At 63.8% G+C, this 23,818-nt stretch carries 26 protein-coding genes; 17 read left to right on the forward strand and 9 right to left on the reverse strand.

Going from position 1 to position 23,818, the window contains the following annotated elements; translation table 11 throughout:
• Position 1: 1 nt before the first annotated feature.
• Positions 2-559 (reverse strand): hypoxanthine-guanine phosphoribosyltransferase, encoded by a 558-nt coding sequence (locus tag AC1RCO_RS19885; RefSeq protein WP_011063385.1) that lies wholly within the window; start codon positions 557-559, stop codon positions 2-4.
• A gap of 164 nt (positions 560-723) precedes the next feature.
• Between AC1RCO_RS19885 and upp the strand changes: the two genes are divergently transcribed.
• Positions 724-1,362, forward strand: coding sequence for a uracil phosphoribosyltransferase (upp, locus tag AC1RCO_RS19890; protein ID WP_011063386.1), 639 nt, complete (start codon positions 724-726; stop codon positions 1,360-1,362).
• A 2-nt stretch (positions 1,363-1,364) separates the two neighbouring features.
• Positions 1,365-2,639, forward strand: a complete 1,275-nt coding sequence (locus AC1RCO_RS19895) for a uracil-xanthine permease family protein (protein WP_011063387.1) — start codon at positions 1,365-1,367, stop codon at positions 2,637-2,639.
• A gap of 58 nt (positions 2,640-2,697) precedes the next feature.
• On the opposite strand, the gene hemH is transcribed toward AC1RCO_RS19895, so the two are convergent.
• Both hemH and AC1RCO_RS19905 read right to left on the reverse strand, forming a co-directional pair.
• A complete protein-coding gene (gene hemH / locus AC1RCO_RS19900) occupies positions 2,698-3,720 on the reverse strand; it encodes a ferrochelatase (protein WP_492617966.1) in 1,023 nt (340 codons plus the stop codon).
• An 8-nt stretch (positions 3,721-3,728) separates the two neighbouring features.
• Positions 3,729-4,637 (reverse strand): TIGR01777 family oxidoreductase, encoded by a 909-nt coding sequence (locus tag AC1RCO_RS19905; RefSeq protein WP_492617967.1) that lies wholly within the window; start codon positions 4,635-4,637, stop codon positions 3,729-3,731.
• A gap of 194 nt (positions 4,638-4,831) precedes the next feature.
• On the opposite strand from AC1RCO_RS19905, the gene AC1RCO_RS19910 reads away from it, so the two are divergent.
• From AC1RCO_RS19910 to AC1RCO_RS19965, 12 genes are all read left to right on the forward strand, one after another.
• Entirely contained in the window at positions 4,832-5,818 is a 987-nt protein-coding gene (locus AC1RCO_RS19910) for an NAD(P)/FAD-dependent oxidoreductase (RefSeq protein ID WP_011063390.1), read from the forward strand.
• Positions 5,815-6,030, forward strand: a complete 216-nt coding sequence (locus AC1RCO_RS19915; protein ID WP_220223252.1) for a TIGR02450 family Trp-rich protein — start codon at positions 5,815-5,817, stop codon at positions 6,028-6,030. The genes AC1RCO_RS19910 and AC1RCO_RS19915 overlap by 4 nt, the downstream gene beginning before the upstream one ends.
• Before the next feature lie 123 nt (positions 6,031-6,153).
• Positions 6,154-7,104 (forward strand): YbgA family protein, encoded by a 951-nt coding sequence (locus AC1RCO_RS19920; protein WP_492617968.1) that lies wholly within the window; start codon positions 6,154-6,156, stop codon positions 7,102-7,104.
• Positions 7,105-7,107: 3 nt separating this feature from the next.
• Positions 7,108-8,043 (forward strand): MerR family transcriptional regulator, encoded by a 936-nt coding sequence (locus tag AC1RCO_RS19925; RefSeq protein WP_077934753.1) that lies wholly within the window; start codon positions 7,108-7,110, stop codon positions 8,041-8,043.
• A gap of 13 nt (positions 8,044-8,056) precedes the next feature.
• Positions 8,057-9,502 (forward strand): deoxyribodipyrimidine photo-lyase, encoded by a 1,446-nt coding sequence (gene phrB / locus AC1RCO_RS19930; RefSeq protein WP_492617969.1) that lies wholly within the window; start codon positions 8,057-8,059, stop codon positions 9,500-9,502.
• On the forward strand, positions 9,495-9,920 hold the full coding sequence (locus tag AC1RCO_RS19935; RefSeq protein WP_065365197.1) for a nuclear transport factor 2 family protein: 426 nt from the start codon (positions 9,495-9,497) through the stop codon (positions 9,918-9,920). The genes phrB and AC1RCO_RS19935 overlap by 8 nt, the downstream gene beginning before the upstream one ends.
• Complete coding sequence (locus tag AC1RCO_RS19940; RefSeq protein ID WP_065365196.1) at positions 9,917-10,687, forward strand: SDR family NAD(P)-dependent oxidoreductase; 771 nt, start codon at positions 9,917-9,919, stop codon at positions 10,685-10,687. The genes AC1RCO_RS19935 and AC1RCO_RS19940 overlap by 4 nt, the downstream gene beginning before the upstream one ends.
• On the forward strand, positions 10,684-11,931 hold the full coding sequence (locus AC1RCO_RS19945) for an NAD(P)/FAD-dependent oxidoreductase (RefSeq protein ID WP_011063397.1): 1,248 nt from the start codon (positions 10,684-10,686) through the stop codon (positions 11,929-11,931). Before AC1RCO_RS19940 ends, AC1RCO_RS19945 begins: the two co-directional genes overlap by 4 nt.
• Entirely contained in the window at positions 11,928-12,743 is an 816-nt protein-coding gene (locus tag AC1RCO_RS19950; protein WP_492617970.1) for a DUF1365 domain-containing protein, read from the forward strand. Before AC1RCO_RS19945 ends, AC1RCO_RS19950 begins: the two co-directional genes overlap by 4 nt.
• Entirely contained in the window at positions 12,730-14,001 is a 1,272-nt protein-coding gene (locus AC1RCO_RS19955) for a class I SAM-dependent methyltransferase (protein ID WP_492617971.1), read from the forward strand. The genes AC1RCO_RS19950 and AC1RCO_RS19955 overlap by 14 nt, the downstream gene beginning before the upstream one ends.
• The gene (locus AC1RCO_RS19960) at positions 13,994-14,509 is read left to right on the forward strand and encodes a DUF2878 domain-containing protein (protein ID WP_492617972.1); all 516 of its coding nucleotides are present in this window, start codon (positions 13,994-13,996) and stop codon (positions 14,507-14,509) included. The genes AC1RCO_RS19955 and AC1RCO_RS19960 overlap by 8 nt, the downstream gene beginning before the upstream one ends.
• 54 nt (positions 14,510-14,563) lie before the next feature.
• A complete protein-coding gene (locus AC1RCO_RS19965) occupies positions 14,564-14,872 on the forward strand; it encodes a YkgJ family cysteine cluster protein (RefSeq protein ID WP_011063401.1) in 309 nt (102 codons plus the stop codon).
• Positions 14,873-14,880: 8 nt separating this feature from the next.
• Here AC1RCO_RS19965 and AC1RCO_RS19970 read toward each other — a convergent pair whose 3' ends face one another.
• The 6 genes from AC1RCO_RS19970 to hemA form a co-directional block, all read right to left on the reverse strand.
• On the reverse strand, positions 14,881-15,399 hold the full coding sequence (locus AC1RCO_RS19970; RefSeq protein WP_015636972.1) for an acyloxyacyl hydrolase: 519 nt from the start codon (positions 15,397-15,399) through the stop codon (positions 14,881-14,883).
• Positions 15,400-15,515: 116 nt separating this feature from the next.
• Positions 15,516-16,307: a glutamate racemase gene (gene murI / locus AC1RCO_RS19975; RefSeq protein WP_065365193.1), complete on the reverse strand. Its 792-nt coding sequence runs from the start codon at positions 16,305-16,307 to the stop codon at positions 15,516-15,518.
• The gene (locus tag AC1RCO_RS19980) at positions 16,300-17,055 is read right to left on the reverse strand and encodes a molybdopterin-synthase adenylyltransferase MoeB (RefSeq protein ID WP_492617973.1); all 756 of its coding nucleotides are present in this window, start codon (positions 17,053-17,055) and stop codon (positions 16,300-16,302) included. Before AC1RCO_RS19980 ends, murI begins: the two co-directional genes overlap by 8 nt.
• Complete coding sequence (gene prmC / locus AC1RCO_RS19985) at positions 17,049-17,879, reverse strand: peptide chain release factor N(5)-glutamine methyltransferase (protein ID WP_015636975.1); 831 nt, start codon at positions 17,877-17,879, stop codon at positions 17,049-17,051. Before prmC ends, AC1RCO_RS19980 begins: the two co-directional genes overlap by 7 nt.
• Positions 17,880-18,962 (reverse strand): peptide chain release factor 1, encoded by a 1,083-nt coding sequence (prfA, locus tag AC1RCO_RS19990; RefSeq protein ID WP_492617974.1) that lies wholly within the window; start codon positions 18,960-18,962, stop codon positions 17,880-17,882.
• Positions 18,962-20,236, reverse strand: a complete 1,275-nt coding sequence (hemA, locus tag AC1RCO_RS19995) for a glutamyl-tRNA reductase (RefSeq protein ID WP_011063407.1) — start codon at positions 20,234-20,236, stop codon at positions 18,962-18,964. Before hemA ends, prfA begins: the two co-directional genes overlap by 1 nt.
• 347 nt (positions 20,237-20,583) lie before the next feature.
• Between hemA and AC1RCO_RS20000 the strand changes: the two genes are divergently transcribed.
• From AC1RCO_RS20000 to ispE, 3 genes are read left to right on the forward strand one after another with little or no spacing between them, the layout of a single operon-like run.
• Entirely contained in the window at positions 20,584-22,308 is a 1,725-nt protein-coding gene (locus AC1RCO_RS20000) for a tetratricopeptide repeat protein (protein ID WP_011063408.1), read from the forward strand.
• Between the two features lie 4 nt (positions 22,309-22,312).
• Complete coding sequence (lolB, locus tag AC1RCO_RS20005; RefSeq protein WP_019095037.1) at positions 22,313-22,930, forward strand: lipoprotein insertase outer membrane protein LolB; 618 nt, start codon at positions 22,313-22,315, stop codon at positions 22,928-22,930.
• 1 nt (position 22,931) lies between these two features.
• The gene (gene ispE, locus AC1RCO_RS20010) at positions 22,932-23,783 is read left to right on the forward strand and encodes a 4-(cytidine 5'-diphospho)-2-C-methyl-D-erythritol kinase (protein ID WP_019095036.1); all 852 of its coding nucleotides are present in this window, start codon (positions 22,932-22,934) and stop codon (positions 23,781-23,783) included.
• Positions 23,784-23,818 lie beyond the last annotated feature (35 nt).

Consider the following 23,818-nt stretch of genomic DNA (forward strand, 5'->3'; position numbering starts at 1 on the left):
CTTACATGCCCTTGACGGCATAGATGCCGGCAGCGTTACGCCAGTAGCCCTTGTAGTCCATGCCGTAGCCGAACACGTAGCGGTCCACGCAAGGCAGGCCCATGTAGTCGGCCTTGAGGTCCGGACGGGCCTTGCGGTCGTGGTCCTTGTCGATCAGCACGGCCGTGTGCACGGCGCGGGCGCCGGCGTGTTTGCAGAAGTCGATGATCGCGCCCAGGGTGTGACCTTCATCGAGGATGTCGTCGATGATCAGCACGTCGCGGTCGATAAAGGAGACTTCCGGCTTGGACTTCCAGAACAGCTCACCGCCGCTGGTTTCGTTGCGGTAGCGGGTAGCGTGCAGGTAGGAGGCTTCCAGGGGAAAGCGCAGGTGGGTCAGCAGCTTGCCCGCGAAGATCAGGCCACCGTTCATGACGCAGAACACCACCGGATTGCGCTCAGCCAGTTCTTCAGTGATTTGTGCACCGACCCGGGCGATGGCCGCCTCGACTTCAGCTTCGGTGTACAGGCAGTCAGCCTCGCGCATGATTTGACGGATATGCTCGAGATCAGCGGACATGGCGCTCTCCAAGGGGTGGCAGTTTCGGAAAAGCGGGCAAAGGTACGCATCCGGCCCGGTCAGATCAAGCGTTTCTGGACTAACGTACTTTATGTCTATAGGACAACAACCCCGGATAGATTAATCTAGGCCGTTTTTTTTGCCCGCCGCCGGAGCCTTTCCCTATGCCCATCCGTGAGATCCGCCATCCGCTGATCCGACACAAACTTGGCCTTATGCGCCGCGCAGACATTAGCACGAAGAACTTTCGCGAGCTCGCTCAGGAAGTCGGTGCCCTGCTGACGTACGAAGCCACCAAAGACCTGCCCCTGGAAAGCTACGAGATTCCAGGCTGGTGCGGCCCTGTCCAGGTCGAGAAGATCGCCGGCAAGAAGATTACCGTGGTACCAATCCTGCGTGCCGGCATCGGCATGCTCGAAGGCGTGCTGAGCCTGATCCCGGGCGCCAAGGTCAGCGCCGTGGGCGTGGCCCGCAATGAGGAAACCCTGCAAGCCCACACTTACCTGGAAAAACTGGTACCGGAAATCGACGAGCGCCTGGCGATGATCATCGACCCGATGCTGGCCACCGGCAGTTCCATGGTCGCCACCATCGACCTGTTGAAAAAGGCCGGCTGCCGTGACATCCGCGCCATGGTCCTGGTGGCCGCCCCCGAGGGCATCGCCGCCGTCGAGCAGGCGCACCCGGACGTGACCATCTACACCGCTTCCATCGATCAGAAGCTCAACGAGCATGGCTACATCATTCCTGGCCTGGGTGATGCCGGTGACAAGATCTTCGGCACCAAGCAGAAGGACTCCTGATCATGCAGGACGAGTTCAACGATCCGCTCTGGCGCCAGGTACTGTCTGGCGCCCAGATGCTCTTCGTGGCCTTCGGTGCCCTGGTGTTGATGCCGCTGATCACCGGTCTCGACCCGAACGTGGCGCTGTTCACGGCGGGTCTCGGGACTCTGTTGTTCCAGGTGGTGACCGGGCGCCAGGTGCCGGTCTTCCTGGCGTCGAGCTTTGCCTTCATCACCCCGATCATTCTCGCCAAGGGCCAGTTCGGCCTCGCCGCGACCATGGGCGGGGTAATGGCGGCGGGCTTCGTCTACACCTTTCTCGGCCTGGCCGTGAAGATCAAGGGCACCGGTTTCATCGACCGCCTGCTGCCGCCGGTGGTCATTGGCCCGGTGATCATTTCCATCGGCCTGGCCATGGCCCCCATCGCCGCCAACATGGCCATGGGCAAGGCCGGTGACGGCAGCGAGCTGATTCATTACCAGACGGCGATGATGATCTCGATGCCGGCGCTGCTCACCACCCTGATCGTTGCGGTGTTCGGCAAAGGCATCTTTCGCCTGGTGCCGATCATTTCCGGCGTGCTGGTGGGGTTTGCCCTGTCGTTCTACTTCGGCGTGGTGGACACCGCGAAGATCGCCGCCGCCCCCTGGCTGGCGCTGCCGCACTTCACCGCACCGGAGTTCAACTGGCAGGCGATCCTGTTCATCGTCCCGGTCGCCCTGGCACCGGCCATCGAGCACATCGGTGGCGTGATTGCGGTCGGCAGCGTCACCGGCCGCGACTACCTGAAGAAGCCCGGCCTGCACCGCACCCTGTTCGGTGACGGCATCGCCACCACCGCTGCCGGCCTGTTCGGCGGGCCGCCCAACACCACCTACGCCGAAGTCACTGGCGCGGTGATGCTGACCAAGAACTACAACCCGAAAATCATGACCTGGGCGGCGGTCTTCGCCATCACCCTGGCCTTTATCGGCAAGTTCGGCGCGCTGCTGCAAAGCATCCCGGTGCCAGTGATGGGCGGGATTCTCTGCCTGCTGTTCGGCTCGATCGCCGCGGTGGGGATGAACACCCTGATCCGCCACAAGATCGACCTGGGCGAAGCCCGCAACCTGGTGATCGTCTCGGTGACCCTGGTGTTCGGCATTGGCGGCGTGCTGGTGGGAACCGGTACCGGTCCGGATGATTTCGGCCTCAAGGGCATCGCCCTGTGCGCCGTTGTCGCCATCGTGCTGAACCTGGTGCTGCCGGGGAACGACGGCTGGAAGAACAAGAAGGCCGATGAGCCGTTGATCTAGAGACCCCTTCGCCGGCAAGCTGTCTCCCCCGCAGGAGCCGGCTTGCCGGCGAAGCTATTTACAACGCCAGCGGCGCTCGCTGGCACAAGGCGTTCAAGGCCTTGGCCCACTGTGGGTCGTCATTCAGGCAAGGGATCAACACCAGGTCCTCCCCTCCCGCCTCGCGAAACTGCTCGCGACCGCGATCACCGATCTCCTCCAGGGTTTCGATGCAGTCGGCGACAAATGCCGGGCACATCACCAGCAGCCTCTTCACTCCTTGTTTACCCAGTTCATCAAGGCGTGCCTCGGTGTAGGGCTCGATCCATTTCGCTCGCCCCAACCGTGACTGGAAGGAAACCGACCATTGCCCGTCGGCCAGGCCCATCTGCTGGGCGAAGGCCCTGGCGGTACGGAAACACTGGCCGCGATAACAGTTGGCAAGCACCTGGGGCGCTGACTCTGCGCAGCAGTCCCCGGCACCATCGAGGGAGTGTCCCGGGTTGAGCTTGTTCAAGTGCCGCTCGGGCAGGCCGTGGAAACTCAGCAGCAGATGATCGAAAGGCTGTTGCAGGTGCGGCCGGGTGCTGGCCACCAACGCCTCGATGTACTCGGGTTGATCGTAGAAGGGTTGCAGCACGCTGAATTGCACGTCCAGCTTATGCTCGCGTACCACACGCCTGGCCTCCTCGACCACGGTGGTGACCGTGCTGTCGGCAAACTGTGGATACAGCGGGGCCAGGGTGATCTTGCGTTGCCCCTGGGCCACCAGCTTGAGCAGCACGGACTCGATCGAAGGCTCGCCGTAGCGCATGGCCAACTCTACCGGGCCCTGCTTCCACTGCTCGCTCATTACCTTCTGCAGACGCCGGCTGAGCACCACCAGCGGCGAACCCTCTTCCCACCAGATCGACGCGTAGGCGTGGGCCGATTGCTCTGGCCGCTTGATCAGGATCAGCGACACCAGCAAACGTCGGATCGGCCAGGGCAGGTCGATCACATAAGGGTCCATGAGGAATTGGTTGAGGTAGCTGCGCACGTCCGCCACCGAAGTGGAAGCCGGCGAACCCAGGTTGACCAGGAGCAACGCGTGATCGGTCATGCAACGTCCTATTTCAGAGGCGGCTGGACACAGGCGTCCAGGGCCGCAGGCAAATCAGTGAACTGGAAAGTGAAACCCGCTTCCAGCAACCGCGCGGGAACGGCACGCTGGCCTCCCAGCAACAGCAACGACAATTCACCCAAGGCCAGGCGCAGGAAAAACGCCGGCAGCGGTATCAGTGCAGGCCGGTGCAGCACCCGCCCCAAGGTCTTGGCGAACTCGCGGTTGCGCACCGGTTTTGGCGCGCAGGCATTATAAGGACCCTGCGCCCCAGGCTGATGCACAAGAAAATCAATCAGGGCGATTTGATCGTCGATATGAATCCACGGCATCCATTGCCGGCCGTTGCCGATCGGCCCGCCCAGCCCCAGCTTGAAGGGCAGCAGCAGGCGCGACAAAAAGCCGCCCTCGGGCGACAGCACCAAACCGGTGCGCACCAGCACCACACGCACGCCCATGGCTTCGGCGCGCTGGGCAGTTTCTTCCCAGGCAATGCACAACTGGCTGGCAAAGTCCTCGTTGACCGGGGGCGAATCCTCGCTCAGTTCCCGTTCGCCACCGTCGCCGTACCAGCCCACCGCCGAGCCCGACACCAGCACACCGGGTTTGTGTTCGCGGCTTTCGAGCCAGGCCAGCAGGGTTTCGGTCAGGGCGATGCGGCTGTGCCAAAGCAGCGCCTTGCGCTTGTGGCTCCAGGGCCGATCGGCGATCGGCGCCCCGGCCAGGTTGATCACCGCGTCCACCGGGATCTGGTCCAGCTCTTGCAACGCCTTGACAGCCCGCACCTGGGGACCGCACAGGGCGGCAACCTTATCGGGTTGGCGAGTCCATACACTCAACTGGTGACCCTGGGCCTGCCATTGACGACACAGGGCACGCCCGATCAAACCAGTACCGCCGGTCAGCAATATATGCATGACATCTTCCTCGCGTGGCGTTTTACCCGAATCACTAGTCTATTTTTATAAGCAGGGATCTTTTCAATCGGACAGGCTGTGTTTTAACGATAGACAACCTGAACAACCGATGACGCCGAAAGCTATACCAAAAAACAATATTGTACAGGTTTTGGCGGCGGCGTAATCTGTACAGAAAGGTAAACGAGGCCCCTATGACAGTACCCATCGCAATCATTGGTACCGGCATCGCCGGACTCTCCGCCGCCCAGGCGCTACGAGATGCCGGGCATACCGTCCACCTTTTCGACAAAAGCCGCGGCAGCGGCGGGCGCATGTCGAGCAAACGCAGCGATGCCGGCAGCCTGGACCTGGGGGCCCAGTACTTTACCGCCCGTGACCGTCGTTTCGTCACCGAAGTCCAGCGCTGGCAAGCCAAGGGCTGGGTCGCCGAATGGACGCCACAACTCTACAACTCCCACGGCGGCCAGCTCAGCCCCTCGCCGGATGAACAGACCCGCTGGGTCGGCACTCCCCGCATGAGCGCCATCACCCGCGCGCTGATCGGCGACCTCGAGGCCCACTTCGCCTGCCGCATCACCGAAGTGTTCCGCGGCGAACAGCATTGGCATCTGCAGGACGCCGAAGGTTTCACCCACGGCCCTTTCAGCCACGTCGTGATCGCCACGCCGGCACCACAGGCCACTGCCCTGCTGGCCGCCGCGCCGAAGCTTGCGGGCGTCGCCGCCGGGGTGAAAATGGACCCGACCTGGGCGGTCGCCCTGGCCTTCGATACGCCCCTGGAAACCCCCATGGAAGGCTGCTTCGTCCAGGACAGCCCACTGGACTGGCTGGCCCGCAACCGCAGCAAGCCCGGGCGCGACAGCCACCTCGACACCTGGGTCCTGCATGCCACCAGCGCCTGGAGCCGGCAGCACATCGACCTCTCGAAAGAAGCCGTGACCGAACAACTGCACGGTGCCTTCGCCGAGCTGCTGCACAGCGTCATGCCCGCCCCCACCTTCAGCCTGGCCCACCGCTGGCTCTACGCCCGCCCGGCCACCAGCCATGAATGGGGCGCCCTGGCCGACGCCGATCTGGGCCTGTACGTTTGCGGCGACTGGTGCCTGTCCGGCCGCGTCGAAGGCGCCTGGCTGAGCGGGCAGGAGGCCGCGCGCCGGCTCCACGAGAGCCTGCAGTGAATCGCCTCAACCCGCGCAAACTGCTGCTGTCGAAGTGGACAGCAGCCCACCCGCAACGCCGTGAGAAACACTTCCTGGTTACCGAGCTGTTCTGCGATGAACAAGGCACCGTGCTGGACATCGAGTTGCAGGCGGTGCTCACCCGACGCAGCCAGCGCCTGAGCTGGCAGACCCTGCAGAACGAGCGCGACTGGCACATGGGCTGGCGATAACCTGGCGCATCCGCGCCGGCGGATACTTATACAAATAATTTGACTTGTACAACTTTAATTCTATGATGGATAAAAGTTGTACAAGCCATCGTTCTTGTACAGGTATACCCCGGAGGTTGAACCATGTCTGCCAAGCCGAAAATCGCCATCAGCGCCTGCCTGATGGGCGTCGAGGTCCGCTACAACGGCGGGCACAAGGAATCTCGCTTGTGCAGCCGGGTGCTGTGCGACTACTTCGATTTCGTGCCCCTGTGCCCGGAAGTCGCCATCGGCCTGGGCACGCCCCGGGAGCCGATTCGCCTGGTAGGCCCCCCCGAACAGCCACGGGCCACAGGCACACGGGACAGCAGCCTGGACGTCACCCAGCCCCTGGCCGACTACGCCGAACACATGGCGGGCCAGTTGGGAGATATCTGCGGCTACATCTTCATGCAGAGCTCCCCTTCCTGCGGCCTGGAGCGAGTCAAGGTGTACCAGGCCAACGGCATTCCCCATCGCAGCGGCGGGCGCGGCATCTACGCCCAGGCCTTCTGCGCCCGGCACCCGGACCTGCCCGTGGAGGAAGCCGGACGCCTGAACGACCCGGTACTGCGGGAAAACTTCCTGACCCGGGTGTTCGTCTATCGCGACTGGCAGGCCCTGGTTCAGCAGGGGCTCAGCCGCCGTGCCCTCACCGACTTCCACTCACGCTGCAAATACCTGCTGATGGCCCATCACCCCGAACAGTACAAGGCCCTGGGCAATCTGCTGGGCAGCATGGGCAAGGGCGATGCGACGCTGATCGGCCCACGCTACTTCAGCCAGTTGATGGAAGCGCTGAGCCGCTGCGCCACCCGTGGCACCCACAGCAATGTGCTGCAGCACATCAGTGGCTACTTCAAGCGGGCCATCAGCAGCGAGGACAAGCAGGAAATGCAGCGCCTCATCAACCAGTACCGCCAGGGCATCGTGCCGCTGGTGGTGCCCCTGACCCTGCTCAAGCACCACTTGCGCCAGAACCCCGATCCCTACATTGCCCAGCAACTGTACCTGCAGCCGCACCCCGAAGACCTCAGCCTGCGCAACGCGATCTGAGCCATGAAACTCTCCCCCCCAGCGGTCGACGAAGACACCGCTCCGGATACCGACTGCCAGGAACAGGGCTGGCTGCCGATCCGCGAGGTGGCGCGCCAGACCGGTGTCAACGCAGTCACCTTGCGGGCCTGGGAGCGCCGCTACGGGCTGATCGTGCCCCGGCGCACGCCCAAGGGCCACCGGCTGTATTCCAGCGAGCAGGTGCAGCAGATCCTGACCATCCTCACCTGGCTCAATCGAGGGGTTGCGGTGAGCCAGGTCAAGCCCTTGCTGGACAGCGACACCTGCTCCAGCCCCCAGGTGGAGAATGACTGGCTGCACCTGCGCGCCGCCCTCGCCCGGGCCATCAGCCAGCTGGCCGAGCGCAAGGTCGACGACACCTTCAATCAGGCCATGGCGCTGTACCCGCCACGGACCCTGTGCGAGCACCTGTTGATGCCGCTGCTGGCGGAACTGCAACAACGCTGGCAAGGCCAGTTCGGCAGCCAGATGGAACAGGTGTTCTTCTATTCCTGGCTGCGCAGCAAGCTCGGCGCCCGGATCTATCACAACAACCGTCAAGTGCAGGGCGCCCCGCTGCTGCTGGTCAACCAGTCGGACCTGCCACTGGAGCCGCACCTGTGGCTCACCGCCTGGCTGGCCAGTAACGCCGACTGCCCGGTGGAGGTCTTCGACTGGCCGCTGCCCGGCGGCGAACTGGCCCTGGCCACCGAACGCCTGCAGGCCCGGGGCCTGCTGCTGTATTCCGGCAAGGCACTCAACCCCGCCCAGTTGCCCAGGCTGCTCAGCGGCGTGGCCTGCAAAAAATTCATCGTCGGACCCGCGGTGTGCATCCACCCCGCCCAGTGGTCCGTATGTACCACTGAAATCGCCGATCTGTACCTGGCCCAGGACCCGATAGCGGCCTGCCAGCTACTGCTCGAGCGAGGACTTTTCTGATCCGGGAACCGACATGCAATTGATCTGGCTGCGCAGCGATCTGCGCCTACATGACAACACCGCCCTGAGCGCCGCCGCCCAGCGGGGCGCGGCCGTAGCGGTGTATCTGCTGAGCCCGGAGCAGTGGCTGGCCCATGACGATGCACCGTGCAAGATCGATTTCTGGCTGCGTAACCTGCAGTCGCTGAGCACCGCCCTGGGCCGCCTGAATATCCCGCTGCTGATCCGCAGCGCCGCCACCTGGGAGCAGGCGCCTCAGGTCCTGCTGGAGCTGTGCCGGCAATTGCAGGTGCAGATGCTGCACTTCAACCAGGAATACGGCATCCACGAAAGCCGCCGCGATGCGGCCGTGACCCGGGCCCTGCAACACGCCGGAATCAGCGTCCAGGGTCACCTCGACCAATTGCTGTTCCAGCCCGGCAGCGTACTGACCAAGAGCGGCGGCTACTTCCAGGTCTTCAGCCAGTTTCGCAAGGTCTGCTACAGCCGCCTGCATACCGCACTGCCGGCCCTGGTGAAGGCACCCGGGGCTCAGTTGCCGCTGTCGATCAACGCCGATCCGCTCCCGCAGCGGGTCGAAGGCTTTCCCAGCCCCACCCAAGCCCTGCGCGAGCTGTGGCCCGCCGGCGAGGACGAGGCGCAAAGGCGCCTGGAGCAGTTCAGCGATGAACAGATCCACTACTACCAGAGCGAACGCGACTTCCCGGCCAAACCCGGCACCAGCCAGCTTTCGCCCTACCTCGCCGCCGGCGTGATCTCGCCCCGCCAGTGCCTGCACGCCGCCTTGCGCGGCAACCAGGGCGAGTTTGAAAGCGGCAGCCCCGGGGCCGTCACCTGGATCAACGAACTGCTCTGGCGCGAGTTCTACAAACACATCCTGGTGGGCTACCCACGGGTGTCCCGGCACCAGGCCTTTCGCCCGGAAACCGAGGCGGTGAAATGGCGCCATGCCCCCGAGGAACTGGCGGCCTGGCAGGAGGCCCGCACCGGCCTGCCGATCATCGATGCCGCCATGCGCCAGCTGCTGGAGACCGGCTGGATGCATAACCGCCTGCGCATGGTGGTGGCGATGTTCCTGACCAAGAACCTGCTGATCGACTGGCGCGAGGGCGAGCGTTTCTTCATGCGCCACCTGATCGACGGCGACCTGGCGGCCAACAACGGCGGCTGGCAGTGGAGCTCGTCCACCGGCACCGATTCGGCGCCCTACTTCCGCATCTTCAACCCCATCAGCCAGTCGCAGAAGTTCGACAGTGAGGGGCGCTTCATCAAGCACTGGCTGCCGCAACTGGCGGGGCTGAACAAAAAAGATATCCACAACCCGGCGGCCATGGGCGGCCTGTTCGGCGTGCCTGGCTACCCGGCGCCGATCGTCGATCTTTCACGCTCCCGGGAGCGGGCCCTGGCGGCGTTCAAGGCGCTGCCCGCGCGAATGGATGCAGGGGTGAGCCATGAGTGACTTTCTCGACAACTTCGCCCGGGAGTTCGCCGCCCTCGATCGGCACAATCTCGACCGACTGGAGCGGCTCTACAGCGATGACATCCAGTTCACCGATCCTCTGCACGAGGTCCAGGGACTGGCTCAGTTGCGCGGCTACTTCGCCGAGCTCTACGCCAACGTCCGTGAGCTGCGCTTTGACTTCCACGGCAGCGACCTGTGCGCCGAGGGCCAGGGCTATCTGCGCTGGACCATGAGCTACCGCCACCCGCGCCTCAACGGTGGCGGCCTGATCCAGGTGGCGGGCTGCTCGTACCTGCAATGGCGCGACGCCAGGGTCTACCGCCACCGCGACTATTTCGACGCCGGTGCCCTGCTCTATGAACACTTGCCGCTACTCGGGGCGATGATCGCCTGGCTGAAACGGAGGCTCGGATGAAGCCTGCCATGCCACGAAGGGTCTGGCTCACCGGTGCCAGCAGCGGCATCGGCGCAGCCCTGGCCGAAGAACTGCTCAAGGCCGGGGCCCAGCTGGCGCTCAGCGCCCGTTCCCGCGAGCCCCTGGAGGCCCTGGCCAAGCGCTATCCGGGCCGAGTGCTGGTGGTGCCCGGCGACCTCACCGATGCCTTGCAGGTACGCGAGATCGGCAAGCGCATCGCCCAGGCCTGGGGCGCCCTGGACACGGTGATCCTGAATGCCGGGACCTGCGAATACATCGAGGTACAGCAGTTCGACGCAGCGCTGATCGAACGGGTGCTGAACACCAACCTGCTGGCCGCCAGCTACTGCATCGAGGCCGCGTTGCCGCTGTTGCGCGCAGGCAATCGCCCGTACCTGGTGGGCGTGGCCAGTTCGGTGACCTGTTTGCCACTGCCCCGGGCCGGTGCCTATGGCGCCTCCAAGGCGGCGCTGCGCTATCTGCTGCAGTCCCTGCGTATCGATCTTGCTGCCGAAGGCATCGACGTGACCCTGGTCAGCCCGGGTTTTGTCGACACGCCACTGACCGCACGCAACGATTTCCCGATGCCCATGCGCTGGACCGCCGAACAGGCCGCCCGGCATATCCACCGGCATCTGGGCAGGCGCCCCCTGGAGATCGCCTTCCCAGGTCTTTTCATCTTCGGCCTCAAGCTCTTGGCCTGGCTGCCCGGTCGCCTGCAACTGGGCATTGCCAGGCGCCTGGCCCGTAGCGGGGAAACATCGTGAAAATCGCCATCATCGGCAGCGGCATCGCTGGCCTGACCTGCGCCTATGTGCTCAACCGCCGGCATGACATCCGGGTCTACGAGGCCGGCAGCTGGATCGGCGGCCATACCCACACCGTGAACGTCAGCCTCAATGGCGAGACCCAGGCCGTGGACACCGGCTTCATCGTCTTCAACGACTGGACCTACCCCAACTTCATTCGCCTGCTGAAGCAGCTCGGGGTGCGCTACAAAGCCACCGAGATGAGCTTTTCGGTGTGCGACCCAGCCTCCGGGCTGGAGTACAACGGCAACAACCTCAACAGCCTCTTCGCCCAGCGGCGCAACCTGCTGTCACCGGGGTTCTGGGGCATGCTGCGGGACATCCTGCGCTTCAACCGGGCCTCCCAGCAGGACCTGCTGCAACAACGCATCGCCGCCGACACCACCCTGGGCCAGTACCTGCAAAGCCAGGGCTACGGCGAGCGTTTTATCCGCCACTACATCGTGCCCATGGGCGCAGCGATCTGGTCGATGTCGCCGGGGCAGATGCTCGGTTTCCCTTTGCAATTCTTCGTGCGCTTCTTCAAGAACCACGGCTTGCTCTCGGTGAGCAACCGCCCGCAATGGTGCGTGATCGAAGGTGGCTCCAGCCGTTACATCGAGCCGCTGACCGCAAGCTTTCGCCAGCACATCCGTCTCGACTGCCCGGTGCGGCGGGTCGAACGCGATGAGCAGGGCGTACTTATCCACAGCGACGCCGGCAGCGAGCGCTTCGACAAGGTGGTGTTCGCCTGCCACAGCGACCAGGCCCTGCAACTGCTATCCAGCCCGAGCCTCGCTGAACAGGAAATCCTCCAGGCCCTGCCCTACGCCGACAACGACGTGGTGCTGCACACCGACACCCGCCTGCTGCCACGCCGGCGCCTGGCCTGGGCCAGCTGGAACTACCGCCTCGACGCCAGCGCCGAAAAGGCCGCAGCCGTGACCTACGACATGAACATTCTCCAAGGCCTGCAAAGCAGCAGTACCTTCTGCGTCAGCCTCAACCAGAGCGCCGCCATCGACCCTTCGAAGATTCTTGCCCGCTACACCTACGCCCACCCGCAATACAGTCTCGGCGCGCTGGCCGCACAAGCGCGCTGGGGCGAACTGCAGGGCGCGCACCACAGCTTCTATTGCGGAGCCTACTGGGCCAACGGCTTCCATGAAGACGGCGTGGTCAGCGCCTTGCGCGTGGCCCAGGCCTTTGGAGAGCAACTGTGAACAGCGCCCTGTACAACGGCTGGATCAGCCACCGGCGCTTCGCCCCCAAGGACAATGCCTTCCGCTACCGGATCGGCCTGCTGTACCTGGACCTGGACGAGCAGGAAGCGGTGCTGGGGCTCTCGCCCCTGGCAGGCCGCAGCCGTTTCGCGCCCTTCGCCTTCCGTGAAAGCGACTACCTGCCGACCTTCACCGGGCAGGGCATGCGCCTGATCGACGCGGTACGCCAACAGGTGGCCGCGGCCATCGGCCACGCCCCCAGCGGCGCAATACGCCTGCTGACCCAGGTGCGCAGCTGGGGGCTGGCGTTCAATCCGGTGAGCTTCTTCTATTGCTTCGAGGCCAACGGGCAACTGGCGGCGATTCTCTGCGAAGTCACCAACACCCCCTGGCGCGAGCGCTATCACTATGTACTGCCGGCCCGCCCGGGCACTGCCACAACGCCCGAGCACCAGCACTTCGCCGTGGCCAAGGCCTTCCACGTATCGCCATTCCTGCCCCGGGATCTGGAGTACCGCATGAGCTTCAGCCCGCCGGCCGAGCGGCTGGGCGTGCACATGGCCGACTGGCAGGGCGAGCTCAAGGTGTTCGACGCCACCCTCAACCTGCAACGCCAGCCCCTGGATCGACGCAGCCTGCACCAGTACCTGCGACATTTTCCATGGATGACCGCCAAGACCTGCCTGGCGATCTACTGGCAGGCCCTGCGCCTGGCCGCCAAGGGCATGCGCTTTTTTCCCCATCGGGCCGCCGTTGGCGCCTATCGCACAGCCGCCGTACAACCCAAGGATCGCCGCCATGAAATCCTCTAGCATCTCGGCCAGAACCCCCTTGCTCAGCACCCACAGCCTCACCGCCAGCCTGCTGCGCCGTGGCGTGCTGCGGCAACTGGCGCAGCTCAGGCACGGCCAACTGGTGGTCTGCGAAGAGGGCGAACGCCTGGTGTTCGGCAGCAGTGGTGCCGCCCTGCTGGGGGAAATCCACATCCACGACTCCAGCGCCTGGGGCCTGGTGGCCAGCAGCGGTTCGATCGGCGCCGGCGAGGCATTCATCCACGGCTACTGGAGCACCCCGGACCTGACCGCGGTGATCCGCGTGTTCGTCAGCAACCTGGACGTGCTGGACGCCATGGAAGGCGGCCTGGCGAAACTGGGCCGGCCGCTGATCCACGGCCTGCACTGGCTCAACCGCAATACCCGCAAGGGCTCGCAGAAAAACATCGCGGCCCACTACGACCTGGGCAACGAGCTGTTCGAGCAGTTCCTCGACCCCACCATGATGTATTCCGCCGCGCAGTTTCGCAGCGCCGAAGACAGCCTGGAGCAGGCCCAGCTGAACAAGCTGCAACGCATCTGCCAGAAGCTGGCGCTCAAGCCCGAGGACCACCTGCTGGAGATCGGCACCGGCTGGGGCAGCATGGCCCTGTATGCCGCGCAACACTACGGCTGCCGGGTGACCACCACGACCCTGTCCAGGGAGCAGTTCGCCTATACCCGGCAGCGGATAGAGGCCGCCGGCCTGCAGGACCGGGTAACCCTGCTGCTGGAGGATTACCGCGACCTGCGCGGCCAGTACGACAAGCTGGTGTCGATCGAGATGATCGAAGCCGTGGGCCACCGCTTCCTGCCCACCTACTTCAAGCAATGCGCGCACCTGCTCAAGAGCAACGGCCTGATGCTGCTACAGGCCATCACCATTCGCGACCAGCGCTATGAGCAGGCGAAAAATGGCGTGGATTTCATCCAGCGCTACATCTTTCCTGGTGGCGCCCTGCCCTGCGTACAGAAGATGCTCGAAGTGGTCAGCCGCGACACCGACATGAACCTGCTGCACATGGAGGACTTCGGCCTGCATTACGCCCGCACCCTGCGCCTGTGGCACGAGAACTTTCGCCGCGCCCATGGCCGTCTCGGCGAACTGGGCTACGACGAATACTTCCTGCGGCTCTGGGAGTTCTACCTGTGCTATTGCGAAGGCGGCTTCCTGGAACGCAGCATCGGCACCGCCCAACTGCTGCTGGCCAAACCTGCGGCCGCGCCACAACCAGTGCTCGGGCGCCTCGATGCCTAGGCAACTGGTCAATGCCCTGCTGTTCCAGCTGGGCTGGTTCATCTGCGTACTCAGCGGCGACAGCCTCTGGCTGCTGCTGGGGGTGGCGATCCTGCTGGCGCATCTGCACTGGATCGGCCGCTGGGCCGACGAAGGCCCGATGATCGTCGGCATTGCCCTGATCGGCATCGCCCTGGACAGCTTCCTCAGTTGGCTCGGGGTGTTTCAGTTCCAGCAAGTCAGCCTGCTGGTGCCCTTGTGGCTGATGCTGCTCTGGGCCCTGCTGGCCACCACACTGCGCCATGGCCTGGCCTGGAGCGCCCGGCCCTGGTGGCTGGGGTGTGTGCTGGGGGCATTGGGCGGGCCGCTTTCCTACTACGCCGGGGGGCGCCTGGCGGGAGTGACCTTTCCCTACGGCACCGGCCCCACCCTGCTCGGCCTGGGGCTGCTCTGGGCGCTGCTATTGCCGCTGCTGCACGAGCTCGCGCGGCCGGCCCCGCAAGAGCCGCCACTGGTCACCGGAGACTGAGCATCCGTCCGGGCTTTAACACAGCCCGGGCTCACTGCCTTACACTGCGCGCCTATGACCACCATCCCCGTTACCTCCATCGCCGCCGAACCCGCCGTCAGTTGCTCCACCTGCGCCGCCTGTTGCTGCCAGCTGGAGGTCATGCTGATCACCGACACCGGGGTGCCCGAGCGTTTTATCGATACCGACGATTGGGGAGGGGAAGTCATGCGCCGCCTGGATGACGGCTGGTGCGCGGCGCTGGACCGCGACAGCATGCGTTGCAGCATCTATGAGCTGCGGCCGCTGATCTGTCGCGAGTTCGAGCTGGGCGAGGCCGATTGCTTGAGCGAACGCCGGGGAATTGCCACGGCGTATCGCTGATAGCGGCCTCAGAGCGGCATCGTGTAATGCAGCGCGTAGCTTTCGATACCGTCGTTGGGGGTCTTGATGCCGGCGTTGGAGTAGTGCGTGGCGCGGATGCCGACTTCATGGCCACCGGCGAAGCGCAGGCCGAAACCGATGCGGTCTTCGAACTGGAAGGATGACCCCAGCTTGTTGTCCTCGACCTGGGTATGGGCAAAGGCCGCTACCCCGATGCCGGCCTCGATGTAGGGCTTGACGCTAGCCCCGGCGAATTCGTAGACCAGCACCGGGGAGAACGACAGGCTGTGGTTGCTGGAGGTCTTGTCGCCATCCCAATAGGTGTAGGCGCCGCTCCAGTAACCCGTGAGACGGCCGACGTCACTTTGCAGCCAGCTCTTGTCCCAATCCCATTGCATACCCAGCCGATAGGCCTGGGTCGAATCGCCAGTTTGCCCCACGGAGAACTCGACTCCGGCCGCCTGCGCGGAAAAACTGTGCCCCAACAACCCGGCCGCAAGTGCAGCCAAACACAACAGTCGCTTCATCAGGAACATCCTTTTCGAACGGTTTTATATGGTGTTGTACAACCCTGTGGATAGGCTATAGAAGCCAGCGCGCATTCAGAAGTTCAGCGCCAGCGAAGGGATTTTTCACGATTTTTTCACAACTGCAAAGACAGGACTTCAGCAGATTCTTTCCACAACAGAGGCAGCACCCGGGCAAAGTGCGGGACATCGCCACTGGTCCAGAAACAGGTTTCCCGGGCTGGCCCCTGGGCGCGCAGATCGCCTTCGTCGAGCAGCCGCTGCAATTGCCGGGCAACCGCGGCGCCGGTATCGATCAGGCTGATGGGCCCGGGCAGCATCTGCGCCAGCAGCGGCTTGAGAAACGGATAATGGGTGCAGCCCAGGATAATGGTGTCGCAGCCGGCAGCCAGCAGAGGCTCGAGGTAGCCGTGCAACAGTTGGCGCAGAGCGGCACTGTGCAAGTCGCCATTCTCGATCATCTCCACCAGCCCCGGGCAGGGCTGCGTGACGACCTTCACATCAGTGGCGAAACGGTCGAGCAAGGCGGCGAACTTGGCACTCTGCAAGGTGCCGGTGGTGGCCAGCACCCCGACCACGCCGCTGCGGGTCGCGGCCGCCGCCGGCTTGACCGCAGGCTCCATGCCAACGATGGGCCAGTCCGGATAATCGCGGCGCAAGTCGGCAACTCCGGCCACGGTGGCGGTATTGCAGGCCAGGACCAGGGCCTTGGCGCCCTGTTCACGAAAGAACCGGGCCATCAGGCTGCAACGCTGGCGAATGAACTCCGGGGTCTTTTCGCCATAGGGAATATGCCCGCAGTCGCCGAAATACAGCAGCGACTCGTGGGGCAGCAACTGTTGTATTTCCGCCAGCACCGAGAGGCCGCCGACGCCGGAGTCGAACACCCCGATCGGCGCTTCACTCACGATGGGTACCACAGACGCTGCACCCCGGATCGCGCTTGACCCGCAACTCGCGAAAGCGCGTGCCCAGGGCATCGATCAACAACAACCGGCCCACCAGCGGCTCGCCAAACCCGGCCAGCAGTTTCAGGGCTTCCAGGGCCTGCAGGCTGCCCACGGTGCCCACCAGCGGGCCGAGCACCCCGGCTTCGCTGCAGGTCAGTTCGGCTTCGCTGCCATGCCCGTATAGACAGTGGTAGCAAGGGCTTTCCGGGCGCCGCGGGTCGAAGACCGACAATTGCCCTTCCAGGCGGATCGCCGCACCGCTGACCAGGGGCTTGCCGGCCGCCACGCAAGCGGCGTTCACCGCCTCGCGGGTAGTGAAGTTGTCGGAGCAATCGAGCACCAGGTCCACCGCCGCCACGGCAACGGCCAGGGTATCGACATCCAGCGCCTGACGATGGGGCACCAGGCGGACCTCCGGGTTGAGGGCAGACAGGCGACTGATGGCCGAGTCCACCTTGCTGACCCCGACGCTGTGGCTGTCGTGGATGATCTGCCGTTGCAGGTTGGTCAGGTCCACGCTGTCGAAGTCGGCCAGGTGCAGCTCACCAACCCCCGCCGCCGCCAGGTACAAGGCTGCGGGAGCACCGAGACCGCCGAGGCCGACGATCAGCACGCGGCTTTCCTTGAGGCGCAGCTGGCCGTCGATATCGACATGCTGCAACAGAATCTGTCGGCTATAGCGCAACAGCTCCTGGTCGGTCAGCACGGCCGGCACCCCAGGCTGATGCGCTCATGTCCACCGAGGTCGACCCGGCTGTGGACTTCGATGAAACCCTGGGCAGCCAGCAACTCGCGGACCGCCGCGGCCTGATCGTAACCGTGCTCCAGCATCAGCCAGCCACCGGCCTCCAGGTGCTGCGGAGCCTGGGCGACGATCAGGCGCAGGTCGTCCAGACCATCCTTGCCCGCCACCAGGGCGCTTTCCGGCTCGAAACGCACGTCGCCGGCCACCAGATGGGGGTCGGCTTCGGCAATGTAGGGCGGGTTGCTGATGATCAGATCAAAGCGCCGGGACTCAATGGAGCTGAACCAGTGGCTGCTGAGCACGCTGACGTTGTCCAGTTGCAGGCGCTGGCGGTTGCGTTCGGCCAGGGCCACGGCTTCCAGTACCCGGTCCACCGCCGTGACCTGCCAGGCCGGGCGCTCGCTGGCCAGGGCCAGGGCGATGGCACCACTGCCGGTGCCCAGGTCAAGGACCGTGGCTGGGGTCGCGGGCAACAGTTCCAGCGCCGCTTCCACCAGTAGTTCGGTGTCGGGGCGCGGGATCAGGGTGTGGGGCGCCACCTCCAGGTCGAGCTTCCAGAAGCCCTGCTGGCCAAGGATATAGGCCACCGGCTCGCCGGAGCGGCGTCGCTGCAGGTAGTCGGTGAACACCAGGGCCGCCTCGCTGGGCACGATGCGCTCCGGCCAGGTGTGGAGAAAGCTGCGGGGCTTGCCCAGGGCCGCGGCCAGGAGCAGCTCGGCATCCAGGCGCGGGGTCGGCGAGTCGGGCAGTTGGGCTGCGCGCAGCAGGCTGGCGATGATGGTCATTTACTCACCCAATGCCGCAAGTTGATCGGCCTGATATTCAGCCAGCAACGGCTCGATGACGGCTTCCACGCCCCCGGCGAGGATTTCGTCCAGGGAATACAGGGTCAGGTTGATGCGGTGATCGGTGACCCGGCCCTGGGGGAAGTTGTAAGTGCGGATGCGCTCGGAACGGTCCCCCGAGCCCACCAGCAACTTGCGCTCGCTGGCAATGGCATTGGCCGCGGCACTGGTCTGCTGGTCGTTGAGCTTGGCCGACAGCCAGGACATGGCCCGCGCCCGGTTCTTGTGCTGGGAACGCTCTTCCTGGCACTCCACCACGATCCCCGAAGGGATGTGGGTGATGCGGATCGCCGAGTCGGTCTTGTTCACGTGCTGGCCACCGGCGCCGGAGGAGCGATAGGTGTCGATGCGCAGGTCCGCCGGGTTGATCTCGATGGCTTCCTGTTCATCCGGCTCGGGCAGTACTGCCACGGTGCAGGCCGAAGTGTGGATGCGGCCCTGTGATTCGGTGGCCGGCACTCGCTGCACGCGGTGCGCGCCGGATTCGAACTTGAGCTTGCCGTAGACGCTCTCGCCTTCGACCCGGGCAATGACTTCCTTGTAGCCGCCGTGCTCACCCTCGTTTTCCGAGAGGATCTCCAGCCGCCAGCCGCGCCGCTCGGCGTAACGGGAATACATGCGGAACAGGTCGCCGGAGAAGATCGCCGCCTCGTCGCCGCCGGTGCCGGCACGGATTTCCAGGAACACGTTGCGCCCGTCGTTGGGGTCCTTGGGCAGCAGCATGCGCTGCAGGCTGCTTTCCAGTTCGGCCAGTTGTTCCTTGGCCTCGCGCACTTCCTCGGCGGCCATTTCCCGCAGGTCCGGGTCGTTGTCCTTGAGCAGCGCCTGGGCGCCTTCAAGGTCCGCCTGGACCTTGAGCACCTGTTTATAAGTAGCCACGATCGGCTCGACTTCCGCGTACTCCTTGGAATAGGCGCGGAACTTGGCCTGATCGGAAATGACCTCAGCATCGCCGAGCAAGGCGGTCAGTTCCTCGAAACGGTCCTGGAGAGTGTCCAGCTTACTGAGCAGTGACGCTTTCATTACGGGGTTTTATCCGATGAGCCCTCACCGAGGGCAAAGAGTTCTTGGGCCATGGCCAGCGCATCGAGGCGGCCTTCGGCGGAGAGCTTTTTCAACTGCACGCTCGGCGCGTGCAGCAGTTTGTTGGTCAGGCCGCGGGCCAGTTGGGCCAGCACGTCCTCGGCGCCGCTGCCGTTGGCCAGCATGCGCAGGGCTTTCTGCAGTTCTTCATCGCGCAGGCGTTCGCTCTGCTGACGATAGGCCTTGAGTACATCCACCGCCGCCAGTTCCCGCAGGCGCACCATGAAATCCTCGGCGCCAATGTTCACCAGCTCCTCGGCGGCCTGGGCCGCGCCCTGACGGCTCTTGAGGTTTTCCGCGACCACTTCGTGCAGGTCGTCGACGGTATAGAGGTAAACGTCGTCCAACTCGCCGACTTCTGGCTCGATATCCCGGGGAACGGCGATGTCCACCATGAAAATCGGCTTGTGCTTGCGCAGCTTCAAGGCACTTTCCACTGCACCCTTGCCGAGGATCGGCAACTGGCTGGCGGTGGAACTGATGACGATGTCGCTGTGCACCAGTTCCTGGGGAATATCCGAGAGCAGCACGGCGTGGGCACCGAATTGCTCCGCCAGGAGGCTGGCGCGCTCCAGGGTACGGTTGGCCACCACGATACGCTTGACTCCCAGGTCGTGCAGGTGCCGGGCCACCAGGGTGATGGTCTCCCCGGCGCCGATCAGCAGGGCCTGGCTGCGTTGCAGGTCGCTGAAAATCTGTTTCGCCAGGCTCACCGCGGCGAAAGCCACGGACACCGGGTTCTCACCGATGGCGGTGTCGGTGCGCACCTGCTTGGCGGCGCTGAATGTGGCCTGGAACAGCCGGCCCAGCAGCGGCCCGACGGTGCCGGCCTCGCGGGCCACGGCGTAGGCGGACTTCATCTGCCCGAGAATCTGCGGCTCGCCCAGCACCAGCGAATCCAGCCCCGACGCCACCCGCATCATGTGACGAACTGCCGCATCGTCCTCATGCACGTAGGCACTGGCGCGCAGCTCGTCTAGGCTCAAATGGTGATATTCCGCCAGCCAGCGCAGCACCACATCCGCAGAAAGATGATCCTGTTCTATATAGAGCTCACTGCGATTGCAGGTGGAGAGGATCGCAGCTTCGCGGCTGTCGGTGAGTCGGCAGAGCTGCTGCAAGGCCTCAACCAACTGCTCAGGGGTAAAGGCCACGCGCTCGCGGACGTCTACAGAAGCAGTCTTATGGTTAATACCGAGTGCAAGGAAGGCCATTCAAGGTCGCTGATGATGTCGAGAAGCCGGCAATTGTCCTACTTCGCCCGACTCAGAACAACTACCGCCGACTATTGTCCTAGTTTTGTGCCAAAACTCGCCGAGCGAAGATCAGGCAAGGCGAAAACAGGCGAGGAAGCGGAGTTTAGGAGCCTAAATGAGCATTCCGAGCCTGTTTCTGCGTAGCGCCAAGGCCGCCCAGCGCGCAGCATGGTCGAAGCGCAGGCAGTTTTCGCGCAGAAACTAATAGACTGCCTCTGTTCTGGCATCCCGTTGAGTCTCGGTTATGTTTGGCCGAAGGCTTGTGTCATGATGATCCGACCGCAGGTTAGTCGCCCTCTTCCTATATGAATAGATCTTCCGCGTTGCTCCTCGCCTTTGTCTTCCTCAGCGGTTGCCAATCTCTGGCACCCGTTTCATCGGACGCTACGTCGCCGGTGGAAGACAGCACCTCCGCCCCTGAAAAGCCCAAGGTCTATTCCTCGTTCAGCGAAGACACCGTCTTCAGCCTGCTGAGCGCTGAACTCGCGGGCCAGCGCAATCGTTTCGACATTGCCCTGGACAACTACGTGACCCAGGCCATCAACACCCAGGATCCGGGCATCTCCGAGCGGGCCTTTCGCATCGCCGAATACCTGGGCGCCGACCAGGCTGCCCTGGACACATCGCTGATCTGGGCGAAAAACGCCCCCGACGACCTGGAAGCGCAGCGAGCCGCCGCGATCCAGCTGGCCCGGGCCGGGCGCTATGACGACTCGATGGTCTATATGGAGAAGGTCCTGCAAGGCAAGGGCGATACCCACTTCGACTTTCTTGCCCTGTCCGCAGCCGATACCGACCAGGACACGCGCAACGGCCTGATGAAAAGCTTCGACCGCCTGCTGCAGAAACACCCGCACAACAGCCAGTTGATTTTCGGCAAGGCCTTGCTCATGCAACAGGACGGCGACGCCAAGGAAGCCCTGGCCCTGCTGGAACAGAACCCACCGGAAGACGGTGAAGTTGCGCCATTGCTGCTGCGCGCCCGCCTGCTGCAAAGCCTGAACCGGGGTAAAGAAGCCCTGCCGCTGCTGGAAAAAAGCATTCGCAAGTACCCGGACGACAAGCGCCTGCGCCTGACCTACGCCCGCATGCTGGTGGAGCAGGACCGCATGGAGGATGCCAAGACCCAGTTCTCCAGTCTGGTCCAGCAATATCCGGAAGATGACGAACTGCGCTATTCACTGGCACTCGTCTGCCTGGAGGCCAAGGCCTGGGAAGAAGCCAAGGGCTACCTGGAAGACCTGATTGCCCGTGAAAGCCACGAAGACTCCGCGCACCTGAACCTGGGCCGGATCGCCGAAGAGCTCAACGACCCGCAAGGGGCCTTGATCGAATACGGCCAGGTCGGCCCGGGCAATGACTACCTGCCCGCACAGTTGCGCCAGGCCGATATCCTGATGAACAACGGCCGCACCGACGAGGCGCAAAAACGCCTGGTGGCGGCCCGCGATGCCCAACCCGACTACGCCATCCAGCTGTACCTGATCGAAGTCGAGACCCTGTCGGCGAACAACCAGGGCGAGCGCGCCTGGAAAGTCATCCAGCAGGCCCTGCAGCAATACCCCGACGACATGAACCTGCTGTACACCCGCGCCATGCAGGCGGAAAAACGCAATGACCTGGCGCAGATGGAAAAGGATCTGCGCCTGATCATCCAGCGCGAACCGGACAATGCCATGGCATTGAACGCCCTGGGCTACACCTTGTCTGACCGCACTACACGCTATGCCGAAGCCAAGACCCTGATCGAGCAAGCCCACCAGCTGACTCCGGAAGACCCGGCCGTCCTCGACAGCCTGGGCTGGGTGAATTTCCGCCTGGGCAACCTGGACGAAGCCGAACGCCTGCTGCGCCAGGCCCTGGAACGCTTCCCCGATCAGGAAGTGGCGGCGCACCTGGGTGAAGTGCTGTGGAACAACGGCAAGCAGCGCGAGGCCAAGCAGATCTGGAGCAAGTTCCTCAAGGATCAGCCCGACAGCCCCGTGCTACGCGGCACCATCAAACGCCTGACCGGATCAGAGACTCTTTAAGACCATGTTTTTGCGCCACTTTATCGTTTTCAGCTTTATCGCCCTGCTGGCCGGCTGCGCCGGCTTCGGTGCCCGCGAGTCCGTCCAGGGCCAGGGCAACCCTGCGCAATGGCGCTTGCACAAGGATCAACTGACCGGCCTCGACGGCTGGCAGATCAACGGCAAGATCGGCATTCGTGCCCCCAAGGATTCCGGCAGCGGCACGCTGTTCTGGCTGCAACGCCAGGACTACTACGACATCCGCCTGTCAGGCCCGCTGGGCCGTGGCGCCGCACGACTCACCGGTCGTCCCGGCCAGGTCAGCCTGGAAGTGGCCAACCAGGGTCGCTATGAATCCGCAAGCCCGGAAACCCTGCTGGAAGAACAGCTGGGCTGGAAGCTGCCGGTCTCGCACCTGGCCTGGTGGGTTCGCGGCCTGCCCGCGCCCGACAGCAAAAGCCGCCTGACCCTGGACGGCGACAGCCATCTGGCGAGCCTGGAGCAAGATGGCTGGCAGGTGGAATACAGCAGCTACTCGCAGCAGAACGGCTATTGGCTGCCCGAGCGGATCAAACTGCACGGCAGCGACCTTGATGTCACCCTGGTGATCAAGGAATGGCTGCCGCGCAAGCTGGGGCAATGAAATGTCCGTGGAAAAACTGACCCTGCCCTCCCCGGCCAAACTCAATCTGATGCTGCACATCCTCGGTCGCCGTGAAGATGGCTATCACGAGCTGCAGACCCTGTTCCAGTTTCTCGACTACGGCGATGAAATCACTTTCGCCCTGCGCGATGACGGCGTGATTCGCCTGCACACCGCGTTCGAAGGCGTGCCCCACGACAGCAACCTGATCGTCAAGGCGGCGAAGAAACTCCAGGAACAATCGGGCTGCACCCAGGGCATCGACATCTGGATCGACAAGGTCCTGCCCATGGGCGGCGGCATCGGCGGCGGCAGTTCGAATGCCGCCACCACCCTGCTGGGCCTCAATCACTTGTGGCAACTGGGCTGGGACGAAGACCGACTGGCTGCACTGGGGCTGACCCTGGGCGCCGATGTTCCGGTTTTCGTACGCGGGCATGCTGCCTTCGCCGAAGGTGTGGGGGAAAAACTGACCCCTGAATATCCCGAAGAACCCTGGTATCTGGTACTGGTCCCGCAAGTGTCTGTTAGTACAGCAGAAATTTTTTCAGATCCTTTGTTGACACGGAACACCGCGCCCATTAAAGTGCGCCCCGTTCCCAAGGGAAACAGCAGAAACGACTGCCTTCCGGTAGTCGCAAGGCGTTATCCAGAAGTACGTAACGCATTGAATTTGCTAGGTAAATTTACCGAAGCAAAACTGACTGGAACTGGAAGTTGTGTGTTTGGGGGCTTCCCAAGCAAAGCTGAAGCTGATAAAGTCTCGGCCCTTCTTACAGAGACCCTTACAGGGTTTGTAGCCAAAGGAAGCAACGTTTCGATGTTGCATCGCAAGCTGCAAAGTCTGCTCTAAAGGAACCGAGTGCCAGGCATTCGAAGCAACAGATA

Source organism: Pseudomonas sp. GW823-FHT03E05 (assembly GCF_058796855.1).

Coding starts and splice junctions, on each gene's coding strand:
- phrB (WP_492617969.1), top strand. CDS start 8,057: ATGCAATTGATCTGGCTGCGCAGCGATCTGCGCCTACATGACAACACC.
- AC1RCO_RS19935 (WP_065365197.1), top strand. CDS start 9,495: ATGAGTGACTTTCTCGACAACTTCGCCCGGGAGTTCGCCGCCCTCGAT.
- hemA (WP_011063407.1), bottom strand. CDS start 20,236: ATGGCCTTCCTTGCACTCGGTATTAACCATAAGACTGCTTCTGTAGAC.
- AC1RCO_RS19905 (WP_492617967.1), bottom strand. CDS start 4,637: ATGCATATATTGCTGACCGGCGGTACTGGTTTGATCGGGCGTGCCCTG.
- hemH (WP_492617966.1), bottom strand. CDS start 3,720: ATGACCGATCACGCGTTGCTCCTGGTCAACCTGGGTTCGCCGGCTTCC.
- prfA (WP_492617974.1), bottom strand. CDS start 18,962: ATGAAAGCGTCACTGCTCAGTAAGCTGGACACTCTCCAGGACCGTTTC.
- ispE (WP_019095036.1), top strand. CDS start 22,932: ATGTCCGTGGAAAAACTGACCCTGCCCTCCCCGGCCAAACTCAATCTG.
- prmC (WP_015636975.1), bottom strand. CDS start 17,879: ATGACCATCATCGCCAGCCTGCTGCGCGCAGCCCAACTGCCCGACTCG.
- AC1RCO_RS19965 (WP_011063401.1), top strand. CDS start 14,564: ATGACCACCATCCCCGTTACCTCCATCGCCGCCGAACCCGCCGTCAGT.
- lolB (WP_019095037.1), top strand. CDS start 22,313: ATGTTTTTGCGCCACTTTATCGTTTTCAGCTTTATCGCCCTGCTGGCC.
- AC1RCO_RS19960 (WP_492617972.1), top strand. CDS start 13,994: ATGCCTAGGCAACTGGTCAATGCCCTGCTGTTCCAGCTGGGCTGGTTC.
- AC1RCO_RS19885 (WP_011063385.1), bottom strand. CDS start 559: ATGTCCGCTGATCTCGAGCATATCCGTCAAATCATGCGCGAGGCTGAC.
- AC1RCO_RS19970 (WP_015636972.1), bottom strand. CDS start 15,399: ATGAAGCGACTGTTGTGTTTGGCTGCACTTGCGGCCGGGTTGTTGGGG.
- AC1RCO_RS19895 (WP_011063387.1), top strand. CDS start 1,365: ATGCAGGACGAGTTCAACGATCCGCTCTGGCGCCAGGTACTGTCTGGC.
- AC1RCO_RS19925 (WP_077934753.1), top strand. CDS start 7,108: ATGAAACTCTCCCCCCCAGCGGTCGACGAAGACACCGCTCCGGATACC.
- AC1RCO_RS19920 (WP_492617968.1), top strand. CDS start 6,154: ATGTCTGCCAAGCCGAAAATCGCCATCAGCGCCTGCCTGATGGGCGTC.
- AC1RCO_RS19940 (WP_065365196.1), top strand. CDS start 9,917: ATGAAGCCTGCCATGCCACGAAGGGTCTGGCTCACCGGTGCCAGCAGC.
- AC1RCO_RS20000 (WP_011063408.1), top strand. CDS start 20,584: ATGAATAGATCTTCCGCGTTGCTCCTCGCCTTTGTCTTCCTCAGCGGT.
- upp (WP_011063386.1), top strand. CDS start 724: ATGCCCATCCGTGAGATCCGCCATCCGCTGATCCGACACAAACTTGGC.
- AC1RCO_RS19955 (WP_492617971.1), top strand. CDS start 12,730: ATGAAATCCTCTAGCATCTCGGCCAGAACCCCCTTGCTCAGCACCCAC.
- AC1RCO_RS19910 (WP_011063390.1), top strand. CDS start 4,832: ATGACAGTACCCATCGCAATCATTGGTACCGGCATCGCCGGACTCTCC.